General features: G+C 64.3%; 17 protein-coding genes. 11 read left to right on the plus strand and 6 right to left on the minus strand.

Annotation, left to right across the window (positions count from 1 at the left end):
* The first annotated feature begins 29 nt into the window (after positions 1 to 29).
* The 11 genes from ACR65N_RS15505 to ACR65N_RS15555 all read left to right on the plus strand — a co-directional run bounded on the left by ACR65N_RS15505 (position 30) and on the right by ACR65N_RS15555 (position 12,587).
* Entirely contained in the window at positions 30 to 1,043 is a 1,014-nt protein-coding gene (locus ACR65N_RS15505; RefSeq protein ID WP_440457729.1) for an aldo/keto reductase, read from the plus strand.
* Between the two features lie 3 nt (positions 1,044 to 1,046).
* Positions 1,047 to 1,865 (plus strand): amidohydrolase family protein, encoded by an 819-nt coding sequence (locus ACR65N_RS15510; protein ID WP_440457730.1) that lies wholly within the window; start codon positions 1,047 to 1,049, stop codon positions 1,863 to 1,865.
* 4 nt (positions 1,866 to 1,869) lie between these two features.
* On the plus strand, positions 1,870 to 2,880 hold the full coding sequence (locus ACR65N_RS15515; RefSeq protein WP_440457731.1) for a zinc-binding alcohol dehydrogenase family protein: 1,011 nt from the start codon (positions 1,870 to 1,872) through the stop codon (positions 2,878 to 2,880).
* Positions 2,877 to 4,019, plus strand: a complete 1,143-nt coding sequence (locus tag ACR65N_RS15520) for a mannitol dehydrogenase family protein (RefSeq protein ID WP_440457732.1) — start codon at positions 2,877 to 2,879, stop codon at positions 4,017 to 4,019. The genes ACR65N_RS15515 and ACR65N_RS15520 overlap by 4 nt, the downstream gene beginning before the upstream one ends.
* A 49-nt stretch (positions 4,020 to 4,068) precedes the next feature.
* Positions 4,069 to 4,800: an SDR family oxidoreductase gene (locus tag ACR65N_RS15525; RefSeq protein ID WP_440457733.1), complete on the plus strand. Its 732-nt coding sequence runs from the start codon at positions 4,069 to 4,071 to the stop codon at positions 4,798 to 4,800.
* 27 nt (positions 4,801 to 4,827) lie between these two features.
* A complete protein-coding gene (locus ACR65N_RS15530; protein WP_440457734.1) occupies positions 4,828 to 5,673 on the plus strand; it encodes a fumarylacetoacetate hydrolase family protein in 846 nt (281 codons plus the stop codon).
* A 39-nt stretch (positions 5,674 to 5,712) separates the two neighbouring features.
* Positions 5,713 to 7,038 carry an L-fuconate dehydratase gene (locus ACR65N_RS15535; protein ID WP_440457735.1) on the plus strand — a complete coding sequence of 442 codons (1,326 nt, stop codon included), beginning with the start codon at positions 5,713 to 5,715 and terminating at the stop codon, positions 7,036 to 7,038.
* Between the two features lie 253 nt (positions 7,039 to 7,291).
* Positions 7,292 to 9,067 (plus strand): N-acetylglutaminylglutamine amidotransferase, encoded by a 1,776-nt coding sequence (locus tag ACR65N_RS15540; protein WP_440457736.1) that lies wholly within the window; start codon positions 7,292 to 7,294, stop codon positions 9,065 to 9,067.
* A 4-nt stretch (positions 9,068 to 9,071) separates the two neighbouring features.
* Complete coding sequence (ngg, locus tag ACR65N_RS15545) at positions 9,072 to 10,877, plus strand: N-acetylglutaminylglutamine synthetase (protein WP_440457737.1); 1,806 nt, start codon at positions 9,072 to 9,074, stop codon at positions 10,875 to 10,877.
* Between the two features lie 3 nt (positions 10,878 to 10,880).
* The gene (locus ACR65N_RS15550) at positions 10,881 to 12,074 is read left to right on the plus strand and encodes an osmoprotectant NAGGN system M42 family peptidase (RefSeq protein WP_440457738.1); all 1,194 of its coding nucleotides are present in this window, start codon (positions 10,881 to 10,883) and stop codon (positions 12,072 to 12,074) included.
* 111 nt (positions 12,075 to 12,185) lie between these two features.
* Positions 12,186 to 12,587: a four-helix bundle copper-binding protein gene (locus tag ACR65N_RS15555; protein ID WP_440457739.1), complete on the plus strand. Its 402-nt coding sequence runs from the start codon at positions 12,186 to 12,188 to the stop codon at positions 12,585 to 12,587.
* Between the two features lie 7 nt (positions 12,588 to 12,594).
* On the opposite strand, the gene iolB is transcribed toward ACR65N_RS15555, so the two are convergent.
* The 6 genes from iolB to ACR65N_RS15585 form a co-directional block, all read right to left on the minus strand.
* Positions 12,595 to 13,404, minus strand: a complete 810-nt coding sequence (gene iolB, locus ACR65N_RS15560) for a 5-deoxy-glucuronate isomerase (RefSeq protein WP_440457740.1) — start codon at positions 13,402 to 13,404, stop codon at positions 12,595 to 12,597.
* Entirely contained in the window at positions 13,401 to 13,655 is a 255-nt protein-coding gene (locus tag ACR65N_RS15565) for a hypothetical protein (protein ID WP_440457741.1), read from the minus strand. The genes iolB and ACR65N_RS15565 overlap by 4 nt, the downstream gene beginning before the upstream one ends.
* Positions 13,656 to 13,705: 50 nt before the next feature.
* Entirely contained in the window at positions 13,706 to 14,605 is a 900-nt protein-coding gene (gene iolE, locus ACR65N_RS15570; protein ID WP_440457742.1) for a myo-inosose-2 dehydratase, read from the minus strand.
* 2 nt (positions 14,606 to 14,607) lie between these two features.
* Positions 14,608 to 16,428 (minus strand): 3D-(3,5/4)-trihydroxycyclohexane-1,2-dione acylhydrolase (decyclizing), encoded by a 1,821-nt coding sequence (gene iolD, locus ACR65N_RS15575; protein WP_440457743.1) that lies wholly within the window; start codon positions 16,426 to 16,428, stop codon positions 14,608 to 14,610.
* Entirely contained in the window at positions 16,425 to 18,341 is a 1,917-nt protein-coding gene (locus ACR65N_RS15580; protein ID WP_440457744.1) for a bifunctional 5-dehydro-2-deoxygluconokinase/5-dehydro-2-deoxyphosphogluconate aldolase, read from the minus strand. The genes iolD and ACR65N_RS15580 overlap by 4 nt, the downstream gene beginning before the upstream one ends.
* A 115-nt stretch (positions 18,342 to 18,456) precedes the next feature.
* On the minus strand, positions 18,457 to 19,272 hold the full coding sequence (locus ACR65N_RS15585) for a MurR/RpiR family transcriptional regulator (protein WP_440457745.1): 816 nt from the start codon (positions 19,270 to 19,272) through the stop codon (positions 18,457 to 18,459).
* Positions 19,273 to 19,383: the final 111 nt, after the last annotated feature.

A 19,383-nucleotide genomic window follows, 5' to 3' on the forward strand; every position in this document is an offset into this window, starting at 1 on the left:
GCGTCACTCCCATCAGAAGGCAGGACGTCATGAAGGTCACCGAACAGCGCACCCACGCCCGAACTGGCGTTTCGATCACCGGCATGGGCCTCGGCTGCGCCCAGATGGGCAACCTCTACCGCGTCACGCCCTACGCCGAATCCGCAGGTGCCTTCAGGGCCTCGTGGGACAGCGGCATCCGCTACTTCGACACGGCCCCCTATTACGGGTTTACCCGCTCGGAGCGCCGGCTCGGAACGATGCTGACGGACTTTCCCCGCGACCAGTACGTGCTCAGCACCAAGGTCGGCCGGGTGATGACGCCGGACGAGACGGTCGGCGCCGAAGAGGAAGGCTATGTCGAGCCACTGCCCTTCCGGCCGGTCTACGACTACAGCTATGACGGCGTTATGCGCTCGTTCGAGGCAAGCCAGCAGCGCCTCGGCATCCTGAAGCCCGACATCCTCTACGTCCACGACATCGGCACCGCCACGCATGGCGAGAGAAACGCGCACTACTGGAGCCAGCTGACCGAGGGCGGCGGGTTCCGCGCGCTCGGCAAGCTGCGTGACGAAGGCTCGACTCGCGCCGTCGGCCTTGGCGTCAACGAGTGGGAGGTCATCCGCGACGCGATGCAGGTGTTCGACATCGACATCTGCATGCTCGCCGGCCGCTATACGCTGCTGGAGCAGCAAAGTCTCGCCTTCATGGACGATTGCGCCCGTCAGGGGGTGGGCATCGTCATCGCCGGCGCCTTCAATTCCGGCATTCTCGCGGGCAACAAGAAGTTCAACTATGCCGATGCGCCGGCCGAGATGCTGGCACGTGTCGATGCCCTGCGCGAGGCTTGCGAGGCCGAAGGCGTGACGATGCAGGCGGCCGCCCTGCAGTTCCCACTCGCGCACCCGGCGTCACTCACCATCGTGTCCGGCGCCAGAAATGCCGAGCAGCTGACCGCCAATGTCGGCTGGTTCGAGGAGCAGATCCCGGCCTCATTCTGGGCACGACTGAAGGAACGCGGGCTCATTGCCGAGGGTGCCGCCGTTCCGGGCACGGGAGGCTGATCAATGCGCGTCGATGCCCACCAGCATTTCTGGCGTCTCGCCGACCGCGAGGGCGAATGGCCGCCGGCAGAGCTCGGCGCCATCTATCGCGAGTTCGAGCCCGCAGATCTGAAGCCGCTTCTGGACGGCTGCGGGATCGATGGCACCGTGCTGGTGCAGACGATGGAGCGCGAGGCCGACACCGCCTACATGCTGCGGCTTGCGGATGAGAACCCGTTCATCCTCGGCGTTGTCGGCTGGACGGATCTCAAGGCACCGGATGCCGCAGCAGCGATCGCAAGTCTTGCCGCGCATCCGAAGCTGAAGGGCATAAGGCCGATGCTGCAGGGTCTGACCGACGACGGCTGGATCGACGATCCGGCATTGGATCCGGCAATTGCCGCAATGATCGCCCACGATCTCGCTTTCGACGCGCTGGTCTTCCAGCGCCACCTCGCGCATCTGGCGCGTTTTGCCAGGCGCCACCCGGATCTGCGCGTCGTCATCGACCACGCTGCCAAGCCACCGATTGCCGAGGGCAGCTTCGTCGACTGGCGCACGGACATGGCGGAGCTTGCTGCGCTTCCCAACCTGTTCTGCAAGCTCTCCGGCCTGCTGACCGAAGCCGGTGATCAGAAGCCGGCCGCCGTGCGGCCCTACGCGGAAACCGTGCTGGAGCTGTTCGGCCCCTCAAGAGTATTGTGGGGCAGCGACTGGCCGGTCCTCCGGCTTGCCGGCGACTATCACAGCTGGCTTGCCCAGTGCCGCGACATCGTTCCGCCTGCGCAGCACGACGCCGTCTTCGGCGACACCGCGCGCAGCTTCTACCGGTTGAAAGGGTAGGTTTATGCTTACAGTTATCTGCGACACGCCCGGAACCCTGACGGCGATCGATCGGCCAAAACCCGTGCCGGCCGAGGGTGAGGCGCTGGTGCGTATCCGCCGCGTCGGCGTCTGCGGCACCGACCTGCACATCTTCACCGGCAACCAGCCCTACCTTTCCTATCCGCGGGTGATGGGTCATGAACTCTCCGCCACCGTCGAGGAGGCACCGCAAGGCAGCCGGCTTGCCGCCGGCGACACGGTTTCGATTATCCCCTACATTTCCTGCGGTCACTGCGATGCCTGCCTGAAGGGCCGCACCAACTGCTGCCGCAACATCGGCGTACTCGGCGTGCACCGCGATGGCGGCATGACCGAATATCTGTGCCTTCCCGAAGAATTCCTGCTGAAGGCCGATGGTCTGTCGGTGGATCAGGCCGCCATGGTAGAGTTTCTGGCGATCGGCGCGCATGCCGTGGCCCGGGCCCGCGGCCGCGCCGGCGATAAGGTGCTGATCGCCGGTGCCGGACCGATTGGCCTCGCAGTGGCGCTTTTCGCAAAGCTGGAAGGCGCGGAGGTGACACTTATCGACAGCCGCACCGATCGGCTGGATTTTGCCAGGCGCCATCTCGGCATCGCCTCCACCGTGCTGCTCGGCGACGGCGACGTGAACCAGCTGTCGGCGATCACCGACGGCAATTTCTTCGACACGGTGTTCGATGCGACGGGCAACCCGAAGGCGATAGAGCGCGGCTTCGGTTTCGTCGCGCATGCCGGCACCTATGTGCTGGTCTCGATCGTCGCCAGCAACATCAGTTTTTCCGATCCCGAATTCCACAAGCGCGAGACCACCCTGCTCGGCAGCCGCAATGCGACGATCGAGGACTTCGAGCACGTGATGAAGGCGATGCGCGACGGCAAGGTGCCGGATGCACTGGTCACGCACCGCATGCATCTCGCCGACGTGCCGGACAGTTTTGCCGGCCTGACCGATCCGGCAGCCGGCGTTGTCAAAGCCCTCGTGGAGGTCGCATGAACCCCGCCCCGATCCGTTCCCCGGCGATCCTGCAGTTCGGCACAAGCCGTTTCCTGCTGGCGCATGCAGATCTCTTCATCTCGGAAGCGATGGAGCGCGGTGAAGCACTGGGGCCGATCGCCGTCGTCCAGACAACCAGCAGCGCCGAGAGCGCCGACCGTATCGCGGCGCTCCGGCAGTCGCCGGTCTATCCGGTGCGCATCCGCGGCATCGACCAGGGCAGGACGATCGACGAGGAGCGGACGGGCAGCGCCATTGTCCAGGCCCTGACGGCCGCCGAGGACTGGCAGGAAATCCTGGAGCTCGGCGCGACCGTGCAGGCGATCATCTCCAACACGGGCGACCGGGGCTATGATCTCGATCCCTCGGACGACGCTGCGCTGCTGAGCGACCCGGCGCGCGTGCCCAAGAGCTTTCCGGCAAAGATGGCGATCCTGCTTGCCCACCGGTTCAAGGCAATCCCTCAGGCGCCGCTGTCCATCTTTCCGTGCGAGCTCGTGCCGCAGAACGGCTCGCGGCTGCGCACGCTGATCGAGCAGCTGGCGATGGAGTGGGATCTTCCTGTTGAGTTCCGCAACTGGCTGCACGCCGGCTGCCACTTCGCCAACAGCCTCGTCGACCGCATCGTCGCCGAGCCGATCTCGCCCGTTGGTGCGGTCGCCGAGCCTTACGCTCTCTGGGCCATCCAGGCACAGGAAGGCCTGGTGCTGCCTTGCCAGCATCCGGCGATCGTCGTCACCGATGACCTCGAGCGCTACGAGATGTTGAAGCTGCATCTGCTCAATCTCGGCCACACGATGCTTGCCGAACACTGGCTGACAACCGGCCGCGCACCCGAGGAAACCGTGCGGGAGGCGATGGACGATCAGGCCATGCGGGATGAACTGGAAGCCGTCTGGCATGAGGAGGTGCTGCCGGTCTTTAAGGCCGACGGTATGGCAGATGAGGCCGCACTCTACATCGACAGCGTGCGCGATCGCTTTCGTAATCCGTTCCTGCGCCACCGTTTGTCGGACATCGCCGCCAATCATGACGAGAAGAAACGGCGCCGGCTCCTGCCGATGGTGACGCGCGCCGCCGATCTTGGCCTTGCAATCCCGCAGCTCAGGCTGAAGGCTGCGCTCGCCCGGACCGAATGACCGGGGCTCGGGCAAGGATCCCAAGGAAGAGGGAAGAGAAGGAAACGGAATGGCAAATCTTCAGGGAAAGACGGTGCTGATCACCGCAGCCGGACAGGGCATCGGACGTGCCAGCGCGATCGCGTTCGCCGATGCCGGTGCAATCGTCCATGCCACCGACATCAACGCGCAGACGCTCGCCGAACTGCCGAAGCGGGAAAACCTTCACACCCGCCGTCTGGACGTTCTGAGCGAGGAGGCGGTCAAGGCCTGCGTCGCGCAGATCGGCCGGATCGACATCCTGTTCAACTGCGCCGGCGTCGTGCATGGGGGGACCATCCTCGACATGCCGGACAGCGACCTGGATTTCGCCATCGACCTCAACGTCAAGGCAATGATCCGAACCATCCGGGCGGTGCTGCCGGGCATGATCGAGCGCAAGGACGGCGCCATCGTCAACATGTCGTCGGTAGCCTCCAGCATCAAGGGCGTGCCGAACCGCTTCGCCTACGGCGTCAGCAAGGCGGCCGTCATCGGCCTCACCAAGTCGGTGGCGGCAGATTACGTCGGTCACAACATCCGCTGCAACGCCATCTGCCCGGGCACGGTCGAAAGCCCGTCGCTGCAGGATCGGCTGCGCGCCCAGGGCGACTACGAGGCGGCCCGGGCTGCTTTCATCGCCCGCCAGCCCATCGGACGGCTTGGCACGCCGGAGGAAATCGCCGACCTTGCCGTTTATCTGGCCGGCGCGACCTATACGAGCGGGCAAGCCATCGCCATCGATGGCGGCTGGACCATCTGATTACGCATTGAACGAAGGACAACATCCATGAAACTGCTTCGCTACGGCGCCCCCGGCGCAGAACGCCCTGCCCTGGTCGACAAGACCGGCACGATCCGCGATCTCTCCGGCTACATAAAGGACCTGTCGGGCGCTGCCCTCGACCCCTCAGCGCTTGCAGAGCTGGCGGCCATCGATCCGGCGTCGCTGTCGGAAGTCTCCGCCTCCGAGCGGCTCGGTGCCTGCGTGGCCGGCACCGGCAAGTTCATCTGCATCGGTCTCAACTATTCCGACCATGCCGCCGAAACCGGTGCCACCGTGCCGCCGGAGCCGGTGATCTTCATGAAGGCGACCTCCGCCATCGTCGGACCCAATGACGAGGTGCGGATCCCGCGCGGTTCGGAGAAGACGGACTGGGAAGTCGAACTCGGCATCGTCATCGGCAAGACGGCGAAATACGTGTCGGAAGCCGACGCCATGGATTACGTCGCCGGCTACTGCGTCAGCCATGACGTATCCGAACGCGCTTTCCAGACGGAACGCGCCGGCCAGTGGACGAAGGGCAAATCCTGCGACACTTTTGGTCCGATCGGTCCGTGGCTGGTGACCAAGGACGAGATCGCCGACCCGCAGAACCTGCCGATGTGGCTGAAGGTGAATGGCCAGACGATGCAGAACGGCTCGACCGCCACCATGGTCTACGGAGTCGCCTTCCTCGTCTCCTACCTCAGCCAGTTCATGTCGCTGCATCCGGGCGATGTCATCTCCACGGGCACGCCGCCCGGCGTCGGCATGGGCATGAAGCCGCCGCGCTATCTCAAGGACGGCGACGTGGTGGAGCTCGGCATCGAAGGTCTCGGCACGCAGAAGCAGACCTTCCGCGCCGACGCCTGACCCTCCCCTTTGACTGACAGACCTGCCGGAGCACCAAGCATGGCCAAGATTACCGACATGCGGATCATCGATCTGCGGTTTCCCACATCGCAGAGCCTTGACGGTTCGGATGCGATGAACCCGGATCCGGATTATTCGGCAGCCTATGTCATTCTTGAAACCGACGTGCCCGGACTTGCTGGGCACGGCCTCACCTTCACCATCGGCCGTGGCAACGACATCTGCTGCATGGCGATCGACGCCATGCGCCATCTGGTCGTCGGCACCGATCTCAGCGAGGTGAAGGCGCACCCGGGGAAATTCTGGCGACACCTGACGGGTGACAGCCAGTTGCGCTGGATCGGCCCGGAAAAGGGCGCCATGCATCTGGCGACCGGCGCCGTGGTCAACGCCTTCTGGGATCTGCTTGCCAAGCAGGCCGGCAAACCCGTCTGGCGGCTGGTTGCGGACATGTCACCGGAAGAGATCGCCGACATCGTCGACTATCGCTACATCACCGACGTGCTGACGCGCGACGAGGCGATCGGCATCCTGAGACAAGCGGAAGCCGGCAAGGCCGAACGTATCGCCGTGCTCGAACGCGAGGGCTATGCCTGCTACACGACGTCCGCCGGATGGCTCGGCTATGACGACGAGAAGCTCCGCCGCCTCTGCCAGGAAGCCATCGATGCCGGCTTCAACCACGTCAAGATGAAGGTTGGCCGCGATCTGGAAGACGATATCCGCCGCCTGCGGATCGCCCGCGAGGTGATCGGTCCCGACCGCTACCTGATGATCGATGCCAACCAGGTCTGGGAGGTCGATCAGGCGATCGACTGGGTGAAGCAGCTTGCCTTTGCCAAACCCTTCTTCATCGAGGAGCCGACGAGCCCCGACGATGTGGCCGGTCACCGCAAGATCCGCCAGGCGATCGGCCCGGTAAAGGTCGCGACCGGCGAGATGTGCCAGAACCGCATCATGTTCAAGCAGTTCATCGCCGAGGGCGCCATCGACGTGGTGCAGATCGACAGCTGCCGCATGGGTGGCCTCAACGAAGTCCTGTCCGTTCTGCTGATCGCTGCCAAATATGGCCTGCCGGTCTGGCCGCATGCCGGCGGCGTCGGCCTCTGCGAGTATGTCCAGCACCTGTCGATGATCGACTACGTCGCCGTGTCCGGCACCAAGGACGGCCGGGTCATCGAGTTCGTCGATCACCTGCACGAGCATTTTCTAGACCCCTGCCGCATCGAGAACGCCGCCTACATGCCGCCCGCGATGCCGGGCTTTTCCATCGAGATGAAGCCGGAAACGCTGGAGCAGTTCGCCTTCGCCCCCGTCAAGGGCAGCACCGGCGAGAAGCGTCCCGGATCTGCGCACGCGGCCTGATCGCATCATTTGAATGCATTGATGGAAGGGCCTGCAGCTTCTGCAGGCCCTTCCAATTGTCCGGCTGCCACTCAGGTCTTGTCTCGCGCCGCGCCTTCCGGCGGCCGTCTATCCTCCCTAGAAAATCTCGCAACCTTTCCGGAACAATCTCGTTTGGCCTTGGCGCTGCACGTCCGCAAGGGCGGGCATCGCTCGCTATTTGCCCAATCAGGGGCGGCGACCGACGGGAAACAGAGAGGATCAAGGCAGCACAGTGTGTGGGATTTGCGGAGAGATACGGTTCGACGGCGCACAGCCTTCCCCCATGGTACAGGCCAGGATGATGGAGGCCATAGCGCCCCGCGGGCCGGACGGTTCCGGAATGGTCATTCACGGTTCGACGGCCCTGTCGCACCGGCGCCTGTCGATCATCGACCTGTCGCAGAAGGCCCGCCAACCGATGGTGGATGGCGAACTCGGTCTGACGATCGCCTTCAACGGCTGCATCTACAACTATCCTGAACTGCGGGGCGAACTGGAGGCCAAGGGCTACCGGTTCTTCTCACATGGCGACACCGAGGTCATCCTCAAGGCGTGGCACGCCTGGGGCATCAAGTGCGTTGAACGCTTCCACGGCATGTTCGCCTTCGTCATTCATGAGCGCGATACGGATCGCGTGGTGATGGCCCGCGACCGGTTCGGTATCAAGCCGCTGTATCTCGCCAAGATCGGCAAGGCGGTGCGCTTTGCCTCCTCGCTTCCGGCGCTGCTGAAGGGCGGTGACATCGACACCTCGATCGACCGCGAGGCGCTCCACCATTACATGACCTTCCACGCCGTCGTGCCGCCGCCACGCACGATCATCAACGGCGTCAAGAAGCTGCCGCCGGCGACCATCCGCGTTATCGAGGCCGACGGCACCGAACAGGATACCCGCTACTGGAACCCGCCGCATCAGCGCGACGTCTCCATGGCAGGTCTTTCGCGCGAGGAATGGCGGGATCTGGTGCTCGATGCGCTGCGGCTTGCCGTGAAGCGCCGCACCGTCGCCGACGTGCCGGTCGGCGTGCTGCTGTCGGGCGGGGTCGATTCCAGCATCATCACCGGTCTGCTCGCCGAACAGGGCCAGAACGACCTGATGACCTTTTCCGTCGGCTTCGAAGAGGCGAACGGCGAAAAGGGCGACGAATTCGTCTATTCGGATCTGATCGCCAAGCATTTCGGCACCGACCACCACAAGATCTTCGTGCCCTCGGCGCAGCTCATGGAAGCCCTTCCGGGCGTCATCGGCGCCATGTCGGAGCCCATGGTCTCCTACGACAATGTCGGCTTCTACCTGCTTGCCAAGGAGGTCTCCAAGCACATCCGCGTGGTGCAGTCCGGCCAGGGGGCCGACGAGGTGTTCGCCGGCTACCATTGGTATCCGCCGCTCGCCCAATCCGGCGATGTCGTCAGCGACTATGCCAGGGTGTTCTTCGATCGTACGCATGCGACGCTCGGCCGGCAGCTCAATCCGGACTGGCTGGCGGACAGCGATGTCAGCCGTGCACTGGTGGCCGCCCATCTGTCGCAGCCGGGCACCGAGACGCCCGTCGATGCGGCGCTCCGCCTCGACAGCCAGGTGATGCTGGTCGACGATCCGGTCAAGCGCGTCGACAACATGACCATGGCCTGGGGCCTGGAGGCCCGCGTGCCCTTCCTCGACCATGAACTGGTAGAGCTGGCGGCAAAGATCCCGCCGGAGTTCAAGCTCAACGATGGCGGCAAGGGCGTGCTCAAGGATGCCGCCCGGCTGGTCGTGCCGCATGAGGTGATCGATCGGAAGAAGGGCTACTTCCCGGTGCCACAGCTGAAATATGTCGACGGGCCATACCTGGAGATGGTCCGTGACGCGCTGACATCGCAGGCCGCCCGCGACCGCGGCATCTTCCGCGACGACTACCTGCAGCAGCTGTTCGACAAGCCGTCCGAGCACATCACGCCGCTGCAGGGATCCGAGCTCTGGCAGGTCGGATTGCTCGAAATGTGGCTGCAGGCACAGGGGGTCTGAGATCATGGCGAACGACAAGACGAGCGAGCGGCTGCAGAAGGTCCGCAGCGCCAAGGCCCTCGCACATCGGCTGAAGCGCAAGCGTTACGAGTTCATGCGCCCCGAAACCCAGAACAGTGGTGATCGGCTGTCCGGAGAACAGTCCGCGGTCCTCGACTGCGGATGGGGCCGGCTGATCTTCGCCCAGACCTTCGAAGACACGGCGCGGCTGGTATCGGCGTTGCGCGAGGAAGCTCCGGAACACCGCGACATTGCCATCTATGTGAGCGACCCGCATGTGCTGCTTGCTGAGGCGCCGCAGGAGATCTTCCTTGATCCGTCGCACACCTTCCGGCTGGATCTGCCGACCTACCGATCGGGCCGCAGGCAGCCGCGTGGCTTCTGCGTGCGCCGGCTTGCCTCGGAAGCCGATGCGCGCGCCGTCAACCGCATCTACAGCGCCCGCAACATGGTGCAGGTTCGGCCCGACTTCTTCTGGTCGAACCGTGACAGCCGTTCGATCACCTATCTGGTGGCGGAGGACGAAACCACCGGCGAGATCCTCGGCACCGTGACCGGTATCGATCATGTCCGGGCGTTCGGCGATCCGGAACAGGGCTCGTCGCTCTGGTGCCTTGCGGTCGATCCGCAGGCGCGGCATCCCGGAATCGGCGAGGCCCTGGTGCGCCGGCTCGGCGAACATTTCAAGGCACGCGGTGCAGCCTTCATGGATCTGTCGGTGCTGCACGACAACAGCCAGGCGATCGGCCTCTACGAGAAGCTGGGTTTCCGGCGCATTCCGGCCTTCTCGGTCAAGCGCAAGAATTCCATCAACGAGCGGCTGTTTGCCCGGCCGACCGAAGCCTACGACGCCCTGAACCCATACGCGCGGCTGATCGTCGACGAGGCGCGCCGGCGCGGCGTGCATGTGGAGATCACCGATGCCGAGGGCGGCTTCTTTCGGCTGTCGAACGGCGGCCGCTCCGTGCACTGCCGCGAAAGCCTGTCGGAACTGACCTCAGGTGTCGCGATGTCGATCTGCGATGACAAGGCGGTGACCCGTCGGGTGGTCGAGAGGGCCGATATCATCGTTCCGGAGCAGATGACTGCAACCGACGATGATGCCGCCCTGCAGGCGTTTCTCGACAAGCACGCCCGCGTGGTGGTGAAGCCGGCGCGTGGCGAACAGGGTCGCGCCGTCGCGGTCGGCCTCGACAGCCTGGAAGACGTTCGGAAGGCGATCGCCGCCGCCCGCGAGGTCTGCGACCGCGTGCTGATCGAATCCTGCTTCGAAGGGGAGGACCTGCGGCTCGTCGTCATCGACTTCAAGCTGGTGGCCGCAGCCGTCCGCCGGCCGCCGCATGTGATCGGCGACGGTCGGCACAGCGTCCGTGACCTGATCGAGACGCTGTCGCGCCGCCGGGCCGCTGCCACCGGCGGTGAAAGCACCATCCCGATCGACGCCGAGACGGAGCGCTGCCTCCAGCTGTCCGGGCTTACGCTGGACGACGTGCTGGAGGATAGCCGCGAAGTGGTGGTGCGCAAGGCCGCCAACCTTCACACCGGCGGCTCGATCCACGACGTGACCGAGATCGTCCATCCGCGGCTAGTGGAGGCTGCCATCCGCGCCGCACGGGCCATCGATATCCCGGTGGTCGGTATCGATGTCATGGTCAAGAACCCGACGCAGCCGGACTACGTCTTCATCGAGGCCAACGAGCGCCCGGGACTTGCCAATCACGATCCGCAGCCGACGGCCGAGCGCTTTCTCGATCTGCTGTTTCCGCTGTCCGGACGCCGCGCCGCCCTCAATTCCCTCGGCAAGATGTAAGCGATGACGATCGATATCGACGAAAGCTACCTGCTCGCGCAGTTGAAGGCGCTGCTCTCCATCGACAGCCCGACGGGCTATACGGACGAGGTCGTGCGCTATTGCTCGCGCGAGCTCGAGAGGCTCGGCCTGACGCCGGAACTCACCCGGCGCGGCGCCATTCGTGCCGTGCGCCAGGGCAGCCGGCGCAAGGGAGCGCGCGCCATCGTGTCGCATGTCGATACGCTCGGCGCGCAGGTGAAGGCAATCAAGGAGAACGGACGCCTGGAGCTGGTGCCGATCGGCCATTGGTCGGCGCGCTTCGCCGAAGGCGCCAAGGTCACCATCTACACCTATAGCGGCGCCTTCCGCGGCACGATCCTGCCGCTCAAGGCTTCCGGCCATACCTTCAACGAGGAGGTGGATACGCTTCCCGTGGGATGGGCCTATGTGGAACTGCGGATCGACGCCATGACCCGCTCGGCCGCCGAAACCCGGGCACTCGGCATCGACATCGGCGATACCGTGGCAATCGATACCGGCACCGAATTCCACGACAACGGCTTCATCAACTCGCGCCACTTGGATGACAAGGCCGGCGTCGCGATCTGCCTCGCCGCCATCGAGGCTCTGGAGCGCACCAGCGCCCGCACACCCGTCGATACCCATTGGCTTTTCACCATCGCCGAAGAGATCGGTGTCGGCGCCTCGTCCGTCGTATCGGCCGAGATCGCGTCGATGCTGACGGTGGACAACGGCACGACTGCGCCCGGACAAAACTCTTCCGAGTTTGGCGTAACAATCGCCATGGCCGATCAGACCGGTCCCTTCGACTATCACCTGACGAAGAAGCTGGTCGATCTTTGCGATGAAAACCGCATCCCCTACCAGAAGGACGTGTTCCGCTATTACCGCTCCGATTCGGCGTCGGCCCTTGAGGCAGGCCACGACATCCGGACGGCCCTCGTTGCCTTCGGCATAGATGCCTCGCACGGCTACGAGCGTATCCACAAGCACGCACTGGTGTCGGTCGCCAAGCTCGTGTCGGCGTTTGCCGTAAGCCCGGTCAACATCGTCCGCGACGTGGAAGAAATCTCTTCCGGCACCGAAGGCTTCACCAGCCAGCCAATGGAGCCCGCCGAACAGCCGGCTGCCCGCAGCCGGACGCCGGAGCAGCAGCAACCGGTCGGCAACGGGCCCTCGCCGAGCGTCGTCTAGAACCCAGCACGCCGAAAAGTCGCGGAACGTGGGCGCGTGGAACTCCGGGGAGGAAAGCGTGTTTCGCTCCTACCGCCCCAACAACAGCACGGAACATCAGGAGGAAGATCCATGCACGTTCGCGAGATGATTTCCACGCATCCGCATGTCCAGGGCCAGACCAATGATGCGCTGCTTGCCTGCATCGAGGCCTGCTACGACTGCGCGCAAACCTGTACCAGCTGCGCCGATGCCTGCCTCGGTGAAGAGAACAACGGCATGCTCATCCAGTGTATCCGCCGTAATCTCGATTGCGCCGATATCTGCGCTGCCACCGGCGCCATCGCCTCGCGCCGCACCGGCTCGAATACCGAGGTCATGCGCGCCGTTATCCAGGCATGCGCCGAGGCCTGCAGGGTGTGCGGCGAAGAATGCCGCAGTCACGCCGAAATGCACGAACACTGCCGCATCTGCGGCGAGGCATGCCAGCGCTGCGAGGAAGCCTGCCGCGCCGCGATGTCACAGGTTGGCTGAGACCCACTCACGCCTTGTCGCGCTGAAAGATCCAGTCATGGTCCGGGTGGTTCTGGAAGCGCCATTTGCGCAGCGGCCCGGCCATGACGTTGAGGTAGTACATCTCGTATCCGTAAGGCACCCCGCACGGATGATGTCCCTTCGGCACCAGAACCAGGTCGCCATCCGAGACCGCCATCGTTTGATCCAGCGAACCGTCGTCCGTAAAGACGCGCTGGAAGCCGAAGCCTTGGCTCGGGTTCAGCCGGTGGTAATAGGTCTCTTCCAGATAGGTCATCTCCGGAAAATTGTCCTCGTCGTGCCGGTGCGGCGGATAGGATGACCAGTTGCCGGAGGGGGTAAACACCTCGGTGACCAGCAGGCTGTCGGCGACGTCGCGATCCTCCATGGCGATCGGGAAGATGTAGCGGGTGTTGGCACCCTTGCCGCGTTCGGTGAGCGCAATCCCAGCCGGGCCGATGACTTCTGCCTCGCGACCGGGCTTGGCAGGCGCCGTGCAGACGGCAAGCGTGCAGTCGGTCGTTGCGGTTGCCAACCAGTCGGTGCCGGCTGGCACATAGACGCAGTGCGGCGGCGTCTTTTCGAACACGCTCATCCGATCGCCAAGTTCGCCGAACACCTTGCCGCCGCCGGAGAATTCGGCCTTGCCCTCGACGAGAACGAGAATGACCTCCGTCTCACCCGTCTGTTCGGCAGCCTTCTCGCCCTGTTTCAAGCGATAGAGCCCGAAGCCCACATAGCCCCAGCCGGCGGTTTCCGGCGTGAGGTCGTGCACCTTGCCGGTGGTTCCGGTCGGCTTGCGCAGAAGGTCCGTCATTCGTCGTCTCCCTTGTCGGTCTCCAGCCGAGCTCGTCTCGCGGCCTCCTCGGCCGCAGCCTTTGCCATGGTCCGATCGTACATGATCAACAGCTCGTAGGCCGCGTAGGCGCCCGCTGCGATGAAGGCGATGCCCCAACCGACCGAACCGTTGTAGAGCTCGACCGCACCCCACGCAGCAGGCAGCAGCGCCGTCAGGATGCGCCGCCAGAGAGGCCGGAAGAACGGGTGCATCGGATCGAGAAGTTTCAACGGGAGCTCCTTGGCTGGGACCGGGGACGAAACCCCTGGTTAAGCCGGGGTCAGGCTTTGATCAACCCGGCTTCGGCGGCCATCGCCTTCAGCGACTTCAACCCGAGGCTCTGATATTCGAACGGGTTGCGCAGGTCTGGATCCTGTTCGGCCTCGATCACCACCCAGCCGTCATAGCCATGCTCGGCAGCGATTTTGAGGACCGGCACGAAATCGACGCCGCCTTCTGCATCGCCCGGAACGGTGAACACGCCGCGCCGCACGCCCTCGAGGAAGGAGAGCTTTTCGCGACGGACCTGGTCGGCAATCACCGGACGCACGTTCTTCGCATGAATATGCCCGACGCGGTGCATGTATTTGTTGGCAACCGCCTCCGGATTGCCGCCACCGAAGAAGCAATGACCGGTATCGAGCAGCAGCTTGGCATGCGGACCGGTGTGCTGCATCAGAAGGTCGATCTCGTCTTCGCTCTCAACCACCGTTCCCATGTGGTGATGGTAAACGAGCGAAATGCCTTGGCCGGCGGCAAATTCCGCCAGTGCCTCGACGCCGGCACCGAACTTTTGCCAGTCGGCGGCCGCAAGCTTCGGGCGGTCGTTGACGGCCATATTGTCGGCGCCGTGGATGGCGTTGGAGGTCTCGCAGACGATGATGACTTTTGAGCCCATCGCCTTCAGCACGTCGAGGAAAGGCTGCATGGCAGCCTTCTCGTCCTCGACCGAGTTCGTGAGCAGGTTCAGCGAATGCCAGCCGGAGACGAATTTCAGCCCGCGCGGTTCGAGCACGCCCTTGAGGCCGGCCGGATCGGTCGGCAGCTTGTGGCCTTTCTCGATGCCGTCGAAGCCGATCCTGGCTGTCTCGTCCAGGCACTGCTCGAGGCTGATATGGGCCCCGAGAGTGCGGTCGTCATCGTTCGACCAGGCGATAGGGTTTGTACCAAACAGGATCATGCTCAGCTTCTTTCCTTGAGCGCGGCTTCGTAGGCGGCGCGCGCCGTATTGACCTCTGGGCGGCCGGAAACTTCCGGCACCGCCACATCCCACCAGTGCCCCCCGGCCTCCGGCGTCGGATAGGGATCCGTATCGATGACAATCACCGTCGTCTCGGTTGCTTCCCGGGCGGCATCAAGCGCCGTCTCCAGCTCGGCGATGGAGGAAACCTTGTGCGATTTCGCCCCCATCGAGGCCGCATGGGCGGCGAAATCGATGCCGATCGGGCTGACATTTGAATGGGCGTAGAGATTGTTGAACTCGGCGCCGCCGGTGCCCATCTGCAGCCGGTTGATGCAGCCGTAGCCCCTGTTATCGGTGATGACGAGCGTCAGCTTGACGCCCATGCCGACGGCCGTCGCCAGCTCCGAATTCATCATCATGTAGGAGCCGTCGCCGACCATGACGATCACGTCGCGGTCCGGCTCGGCCATCTTGATGCCCAGCCCTCCGGCGATCTCGTAGCCCATGCAGGAGAAGCCGTATTCCATGTGGTAGGAGAGCGGCAGCTTGGCCTTCCACAGCTGGTGCAACTCACCGGGCATGGTGCCGGCCGCGCACATGACGACCGTATTGTCGCGCGAGGCCCGCTGAACGGCGCCGATAACCTGCATGTCGGTCGGCAGCGTGTTGGCGTCGACAGGTGCTGCCGTCACCGCATCGGCCTTGGCAAACCAGCTGGCCTTGAGGCCCGCATCCGGGCTCGCAAAGGCATGATCCCCCAGCGCTGCCGAAAGCTTTTCGAGCCCCACTTTGGCATCGGCCACCAGCGGAATGGCATCGTGCTTGGCACTGTCATAGGCCTGGACATTGAGCGCCAGGATCTTGCGCGCTGGGTTCTTGAACAGCGCCCACGAGCCGGTGGTGAAGTCCTGGAAACGCGTGCCGATGCCCAGCACCAGATCCGCCTTCCCCGAGACGATATTGGCGCTTTCGCAGCCGGTGACGCCGACAGGACCGAAGTTGAATTCATGATCCCAGGCGAGCGCCGACTTGCCGGCCTGCGTTTCGACGACGGGGATCCTGTGCTTCTCGACGAAGGCCCTCAGCGTCTCCGTTGCACCGGAAAAGTGCACGCCGCCGCCGGCAACGATCACCGGGTTCTTCGCCGCCTTGAGTGCGTCAACGGCGGCTTCGAATTCGAAAGCATCCGGCTCCGGACGGCGGAAGCGCCAGGTCTTCTTGTGGAAAAAGCTCTCCGGGTAATCATAGGCCTCGGCCTGCACATCCTGACAGAAGGCGAGCGTCACCGGCCCGCAATCGGCCGGATCCGTCAGCGTGCGCATGGCGCGCGGCAGTGCCGTCAGCAGGTGCTCCGGCCGCATGATGCGATCGAAATAGCGGCTGACCGGCTTGAAGCAGTCGTTGACGGACACCGTGCCGTCGCCGAAATCCTCGATCTGCTGGAGGACGGGATCGGGACCGCGATTGGCAAACACGTCGCCCGGAATGAACAGCACCGGCAGGCGGTTGACATGCGCCAAGGCCGCCGCCGTCACCATGTTCAAGGCGCCGGGGCCGATCGACGACGTGACCGCCATCGCCCGCCGCCGTCCAAGCTGCTTTGCATAGGCGATGGCCGCATGCGCCATCGACTGCTCGTTCTGGCCGCGATAGGTCGGCAGCTCGTCGCGGATACCGTACAAGGCCTCACCGATGCCAGCGACGTTGCCATGGCCGAAAATCGCCCAGACGCCGGCAATGTAAGCGTCGCCGTCCTCGTTCAGCTGGTTGGCGAGATATCGCATCATCGCCTGCGCTGCCGTCAACCGTATCGTCTTCACGCTGCCTCTCCCTTTTTGGCACGCGCCTCGTCCCAGATGCGGCACAGCGTTCGGTACCGCGCCGCCATGTCCTCCACGGCCTCGGCATCCGACATGCGCCCGGCGAACCACTGGCGCGCCGCCTCCCCGAAGATCGTCCGACCGACGGCGAAACCCTTCACCAGATCGAAACCCGCGGCAAGCGCGAAGCTCTCCTGAAGCTCGGCCTGGGGGGCATCCAGCCCCAGAACGACGATGCCGCGCGTATAGGGATCGTGCCGCTCCACGGCGGCACAGGCATTGGCCCAAGACGCGTGCGTTCTCATCGGCTCAAGCTTCCACCAGTCGGGATAGACCCCGATCTCGTAGAAGCGATCGATGATCGTGGCTACCGTCTGATCATCCACCGGTCGGACCTTGGACGGAATAACCTCGAGCAGGAATTCCAGGCCAATGCGCCGCGCTGCCGTGAACAGGCGCTTCACCGTCGCCTCCTGTTCGGTGCGCATCTCGACCGCATCATCCGGATGGTAGAAGCACAACACCTTCACCACCTGCTCGGCCGGCCACTCGTTCAGCCCACCGAAATCCAGTCCGAGTTCCGGCTCCAGCGTCAGCGGCCGCGAACCCGGCCATTCCGCCGGACGGCCGATCCAGAGACCTGTGCCGGCAGTCGCATAGAGCGCCTCCCTGCCAAGCCGCCCGTCGCAGAGAATCCCGTATCCACGTCCTCCATGGGCAACGCTGGTTGCGGCGTTGAGGCACAGCGTCTTGAACGCGCCGATCTTTTCCGTCGGCACGCCCGCCTCTTCGGCCATCGCCTCCAGCTGCATGCGATGATCGAAGGCGAACACCCGCATCGTCGACCAGTCACCCTTGCGGTTCGTCGACCAGTGAACCTGCTCGAGCGCCTGGTCCTTGCGCAGCGCCTTGTTCTGGATGCCCGTCCTGAAGAAATACTGCAGCTCTTCCCAGCTTGGATAGGCGGGCGTACAGCCGTGCCGCGACACGGCGAAGGCGCCGCAGGCATTGGCGTATTTCAGCGCCGTCGGCCAATTCTCGCCGGTCAGCCAGCCTTTCAGCAGGCCGGCCATGAAGCCGTCGCCGGCGCCCAGCACGTTGAACACCTCGATCGGAAACCCCGGTCCGGTCTGACCCTTGTCGAGGCTGTCGGAGACCTCGCCCTCGAACACCGAAGCGCCCATCGGTCCGCGCTTGCAGACCAGCGCCGCCTTCGACACTCGGCGCACCGCCCGCAACGCCTCCAGCGTGTCGGTGGAGCCGCCGGCAATGTGGAATTCCTCTTCGGTACCGACGATGAGGTCGAACAGGTGCAGCGTCGCCTGCAGCTTGGCCGTGACCTGTGCCGACTCGATGAAGCGGCTTTCGCCCGCCTCGTGACCCGCCAGACCCCAGAGGTTCGGCCTGTAGTCGATGTCGAGCGCCGTCTGCGCTCCGCTCTCTCTTGCAATCCGCAGCGCCTTCAGCACGGCGGCTTCCGTGCGCGGATGCGACAGATGCGTGCCGGTGACAGTGACGCAGCGCGCTTCCGCCACGAAGGCCGGATCAATGTCGTCTTCGCAGAGCGCCATGTCGGCGCAGTTCTCGCGGTAGAAGATCAGCGGAAACTGGTGCTCGTCGCGGATGCCGAGCAGCACCAGCGCCGTCAACCGCTCCGGATCGGTGACCACGCCGCGCACGTCGACGCCTTCGCGCACCAGCTGCTCGCGGATGAAGCGTCCCATGTGCTCGGCACCGACGCGGGTGACCAGCGCACTTTTCAGGCCCAGCCGCGCGGCTCCCGCGGCAATGTTGGTGGGCGAACCGCCGATGTACTTGTTGAAGGACGACATGTCCTCCAGACGGCCGCCGATCTGCGCGCCGTAGAGATCGACGGACGAACGTCCGATCGTGATCAGGTCGAGTGGCTTCAAGAGGCCCTCCTCTGGCCGCAGGTAGCACGGCGTTTGCAAGCGCCCGCCGGCTCTCCCGTGCCAGCTTTCAGTTTTGGACTATAAATTCTATTTTCTCGGGTTTCAACACGGATATTCAGGCACGCCGCCGCGCCCCGACCGCCGTGGACAGGGCGATGGCGACGCAGAGCGTTGCCGACAGCGACCGGAAGGCACCGAAATCCACTTCCGAGATGCTGAGGACGGTGGCGCCCGACTTCTTCAACGGATTGACCGCCATGTCCGTCAGGGCGACGACGGGAACGCCGTTTGCCCGCACCGCTTCGACCAGGTCCAGCGTCTCGGCAGAATAGGGGGAAAAGGTGATGGCCAGCAGCGCGTCGCCGGGACGGATGGCGCTGGCATTCTCCAACCGCCCGGCCGCACCATGCAGCATGGCCGGCACCTGCATCTTCTCAAGCGCATAGGCAAGATAGCTGGCGACCGGGAAGGACCGGCGAAGCCCGATGATATGGACAAGGTCCGCTGCCGCCAGAACCTCAACCGCCTGCTCGAGCGCCTGCGGATCAACGGATTTCAGCAGACTTTCCAGCGATGCACGACCCGCTTCGACGAATTCAGCCAGAAGCCTCGGGCCGCTCTGCTCGCCCATGCCGCGCAAGTGATCCAGGCGTGTCGCATAATCAGGCCAGCCGCCGACATAGCTGTCGCGGAACAGCCGCTGCATTTCCGAATAGCCCGAAAATCCCATGATCTGGCAGAAGCGCATGAAGGCCGACGGCTGGACGCCGGCAGCCTCTGCCAACTCCGCCACCGTCGAGACGGCAATGCGGTCGGTGTTTGTCGCGACATAATCGGCGCACTGCTTGAGGCGCTTGGGAAGAGACCGCGACACATCCAGCAGCCGCTCCTCGAATTCGGTGACGCTTGCCGGCGCCCCTGCCTGGTTCATCCATCGGTCCTTTCCGTGCTTGACACGACCATGACCGCACACTAGCAAAATGGAACAGATATTCCAAATGGATCGGCAGGTATCCGGTCCCGCTGTCAGTTCATGAGGGGA

It is taken from the genome of Rhizobium sp. SAFR-030 (genome assembly GCF_059415005.1).

Bases quoted from the DNA above. Each gene is read 5' to 3' on its own strand.
- ACR65N_RS15515 (WP_440457731.1), top strand. From the start codon at position 1,870: ATGCTTACAGTTATCTGCGACACGCCCGGAACCCTGACGGCGATCGAT.
- ACR65N_RS15520 (WP_440457732.1), top strand. From the start codon at position 2,877: ATGAACCCCGCCCCGATCCGTTCCCCGGCGATCCTGCAGTTCGGCACA.
- iolE (WP_440457742.1), bottom strand. From the start codon at position 14,605: ATGATCCTGTTTGGTACAAACCCTATCGCCTGGTCGAACGATGACGAC.
- ACR65N_RS15525 (WP_440457733.1), top strand. From the start codon at position 4,069: ATGGCAAATCTTCAGGGAAAGACGGTGCTGATCACCGCAGCCGGACAG.
- ACR65N_RS15510 (WP_440457730.1), top strand. From the start codon at position 1,047: ATGCGCGTCGATGCCCACCAGCATTTCTGGCGTCTCGCCGACCGCGAG.
- ACR65N_RS15505 (WP_440457729.1), top strand. From the start codon at position 30: ATGAAGGTCACCGAACAGCGCACCCACGCCCGAACTGGCGTTTCGATC.
- ACR65N_RS15535 (WP_440457735.1), top strand. From the start codon at position 5,713: ATGGCCAAGATTACCGACATGCGGATCATCGATCTGCGGTTTCCCACA.
- ngg (WP_440457737.1), top strand. From the start codon at position 9,072: ATGGCGAACGACAAGACGAGCGAGCGGCTGCAGAAGGTCCGCAGCGCC.
- ACR65N_RS15550 (WP_440457738.1), top strand. From the start codon at position 10,881: ATGACGATCGATATCGACGAAAGCTACCTGCTCGCGCAGTTGAAGGCG.
- ACR65N_RS15555 (WP_440457739.1), top strand. From the start codon at position 12,186: ATGCACGTTCGCGAGATGATTTCCACGCATCCGCATGTCCAGGGCCAG.
- ACR65N_RS15530 (WP_440457734.1), top strand. From the start codon at position 4,828: ATGAAACTGCTTCGCTACGGCGCCCCCGGCGCAGAACGCCCTGCCCTG.
- ACR65N_RS15585 (WP_440457745.1), bottom strand. From the start codon at position 19,272: ATGAACCAGGCAGGGGCGCCGGCAAGCGTCACCGAATTCGAGGAGCGG.
- iolB (WP_440457740.1), bottom strand. From the start codon at position 13,404: ATGACGGACCTTCTGCGCAAGCCGACCGGAACCACCGGCAAGGTGCAC.